This window comes from Candidatus Neomarinimicrobiota bacterium (genome assembly GCA_034716895.1).
Lineage (GTDB): Bacteria > Fidelibacterota > UBA8477 > UBA8477 > JABMPR01 > JABMPR01.
In genome coordinates this window covers 1-3,812 of record JAYEKW010000076.1, presented here as the reverse complement: position 1 = coordinate 3,812, position 3,812 = coordinate 1, and the positions used below count along the sequence as shown (strand labels likewise).

Sequence of the window (3,812 nt, the reverse complement as noted above, 5' to 3'; positions counted from 1 at the left end):
TGTTTGTGGCCAATAATGGACAGAACAACGCCTACTATACCAATAATGGTGATGGCACGTTCACGAAACGTAACAGTGGTGCCATCGTATCTGATGGTGAAGACTGTAACGGTGCCACTTCAGGTGATTATGATAATGATGGTGATATGGATATCTATGTGGCCAATTACACGGATCATCAGAATATGCTCTATGAGAATGATGGTGCTGGCAATTTTACCCGTATCACGACAAGCGCCCCAACGCTGACTGCAGCCTCATCTCAAAGTACCAGTATGGCAGACTATGACGGTGATGGTGACCTGGATATTCTGGTCCAGAACTACTCCGATATGAATAACAATCTTTTTCGAAATAATGGATTTGGCAAGCACTGGCTGCAGATCAATCCAGTGGGGTCCATGAGCAATCGAAATTCTTATGGTGCCACGATAACCATCAAATATGGCGATGATGATTGGCAATTCCGCGAGATAGGCAGCGAAAATGGCTTTGGCAGCCAGAGCAGCTTGATTGCTGAGTTTGGTCTGGGAACATCAACAACCATCGACTCGATCTGGATCGTCTGGCCCAGTGAAAACCATTGGGATACATCTGGAGTGGCTGTTGATCAATTATTGACCATTATGGAACCCAATTCACCACCACCTCTACCTGAAAATTTAACTGGAACCGCCGGAGATCAGCAAGTCACCCTGAGTTGGGATGAAAGCTGGGCACCTGATTTCGCCAAATATCGCATCTATCGCGGCACAGCCTCACCAGCAACCACCCTGATTGATAGTCTGGTAGGGGATGCATCTGACACCAGCTACGCCGATACAGGTTTGTCGAGTGGAGCCACTTATTACTACCGGGTTACAGCGGTTGATGATGCGGGCAATGAAAGTGATTATTCCAATGAAATTAGTGTTTTTATATATGAGACACTGATTGACATCGACGGAAACGTTTATCAAGCCATAACCATTGGTGAGCAGACCTGGATGCGCGAGAATCTCAAGGTTACCCATTACCGCAATGGGGAAGCTGTCTCCAATGTGACTGATGCTGGAACCTGGGCTGGCTTATCCACAGGTGCTTACTGCAACTATTTAAATATTAACGCCAATGCCGATACCTATGGTAGTCTCTACAATTGGTATGCAATAAATGATGCACGTGAGTTAGCACCAGAGGGGTGGCATATTCCCAGTGATGGCGAGTGGAAAGTTTTAGAAATGTATCTGGGAATGAGTCAGGCTGATGCTGATGGGCTTGGCTGGATAGGTACTGATGAAGGTGGTAAGCTAAAAGAGATTGGAACTGCTCATTGGGACAGCCCTAATACAGGTGCTACAAACACAAGTGGTTTTACAGCATTACCTGGTGGAGGCAGAGACTTTAATGGACTATACGATCATATTAGAAACTATGGTGCTTTTTGGTCTGCTTCTGAGAATGATAATAATACCGCCTGGAAAAGGACATTGCAGCATACGCATTCTGATATCGACAGGTACAATAATGATAAGAAGTACGGCTTATCAGTTCGTTGCCTGAAAAATGACCAGATCCCTCCTGCCATACCCCAAAACCTGGCCGCTGAGGCCGGGAACGCTATTGTAAACCTAACCTGGGATGCGGTTGCAGATGTTGATTTGTCTATGTACCACATCTATCGTGGCTCAGAAACTGGTGTGTACACGCTGATTGATAGTGTCATCAGTGATACATCCTATGCTGATAATAGTGTTACAAACTCCACCACATATTACTATGTCATCAAAGCGGTTGATACGTCTGGTAATTCCAGTGCGGCCGCAACCGAAGTCAATTCCACACCCTTTTCCCCCTTCATTACTGCCAATGCCGGCCTGGCTGCAGTCACTCGCACCGCAGCTGAATGGGCTGATCTGAATGCAGATGGGTATCTGGATCTGATATATATGGGGCACGATATAGGTAACACTCCCATGCTATTCATCTATCTCAATGATGGAGATGGCACTTTCAGCTCACTATCACATGGAATAGCTGGTTTGGAGTTTGGTACGCTTACTGTTGGAGATTATGATGGAGACGGGGATATTGATCTTTTTATCACCGGTGATCTTGATAATACGGATGACAAAAAGGCTGAACTCTACCTGAATGATGGATTGGCAACTTTTACACTTGCCACCACTTCTATTCTAGGTGTTACATCTGGTAGTGCTGCCTGGGGAGACTATGATAACGATGGCGATCTGGATCTGTATCTCAGTGGCTATCATGGCTACGTAACTGGGGCAACTCTCTATGATGCTTTTCTCTATCGTAATGATGGGAACCAGGTGTTTACAACACTGGAAACTCAATTCCAGGGCTTACGCTACGCTGATGTAGCCTGGTGCGACTACGACAATGATGGTGATCTGGATTTAATCGCTTCCGGTTTGAGCTCTGGAAACGATCCAATGGCTATTCTATATATAAATTACGGTAATGGTACGTTTGGTGAAAATACCAGCATGGTTACTGGGATCAAAGGTTCAGTCGATTGGGGGGATTATGATCAAGATGGTGACGCTGATCTACTGGTAACCGGAGATGAAGGTGGGATGTGGAACTTCCATTCCAGGATTTATAGGAATAATGGAAATGGTATCCTGTCAGAGAGTGGATTGATTTTTGAGGATGTCGGGGGCGGAAATGCTTCCTTTGGAGATTATGATAATGATGGTGACCTAGATATTATTCTTATTGGTGGTCAAAATGTAACTAATGATAGAATAGTAAGGGTGATTGTAAATCACGGCAATGATACCTTTTCTGAACTTGACGTTGAATTGCTACCACTTTTGTCGAAGGTTGCTATTTGGGGAGATTATGATAACGATCAGGATCTTGATTTTTTCTATACAGGAACTGATGATGAAGGAATCAAATATGCCAGGCTTTATCATAACCAGACTGATCAAGCCAACACCTTACCCACAGCACCGGTAAACTTGAGCCAAACCGTTACAACAGATCAGGTAGATCTGGAGTGGGAGGCAGGAAGTGATAATGAAACTGCAACGGATGGTCTTTCGTATAATCTACGGATCGGTACGACTGCAAATCCGGATATTCTGCACTCAGGACACGTTTTGGATGCCACTGGTACTCGCTTGATAGCTAAGCCCGGCCAAATCAGAACAAACCTGACCTGGTCTTTCTCAGGTCTGCCCGATGGTAATTACAACTGGAGTGCTCAAACCCTGGATAATGGTCTGGGAGCTTCTGCTTTTGCCAGTGATCAAGCATTTACCATTGCCATTCCACCGGGAACACCGCAAAACCTGGCCGTGGAGGCCGGGAATATGCAGGTCACACTGACCTGGGACCCAGTTACCGATACTGATTTGGTAAAATACCGGATTTACCGGGATACAACATCACCTGCAGTGACATTAATCGATAGTAATCTGGCTGCATCGCCTCCAGATACATTTTTCGTGGATACCGGCTTGACCAATGACCAGATATACTACTACCGCATAACTGCAGTGGATGAAATGGGGAATGCCAGTGAGTATTCAACAGAGGTTCAATGTACTCCACTTGTTGTGCTTTGGACAGTTAGAACGGATGGCACAGGTGATTTTACTCTGATCCAGGATGCCATTGATGCATCATCTGATGGTGACACTGTGCTGGTCTATCCCGGTACCTATGTTGAGAATATCAACTTCAATGGGCATAATATTGTGGTTGGTTCACTTTTTCTTACGACTCAAGACACTTCATATATCTCATCCACAATTATTGATGGAAATCAGGCAGGGAGTGTTGTGACTTTTGAGAGT

General features: G+C 45.1%; 1 protein-coding gene. It reads left to right on the top strand.

The window, feature by feature from the left end; all coding sequences use genetic code 11:
• Positions 1 to 3,812: FG-GAP-like repeat-containing protein (locus tag U9Q77_05360; protein MEA3286786.1), on the top strand; the 3,812-nt coding region annotated here is incomplete at both ends.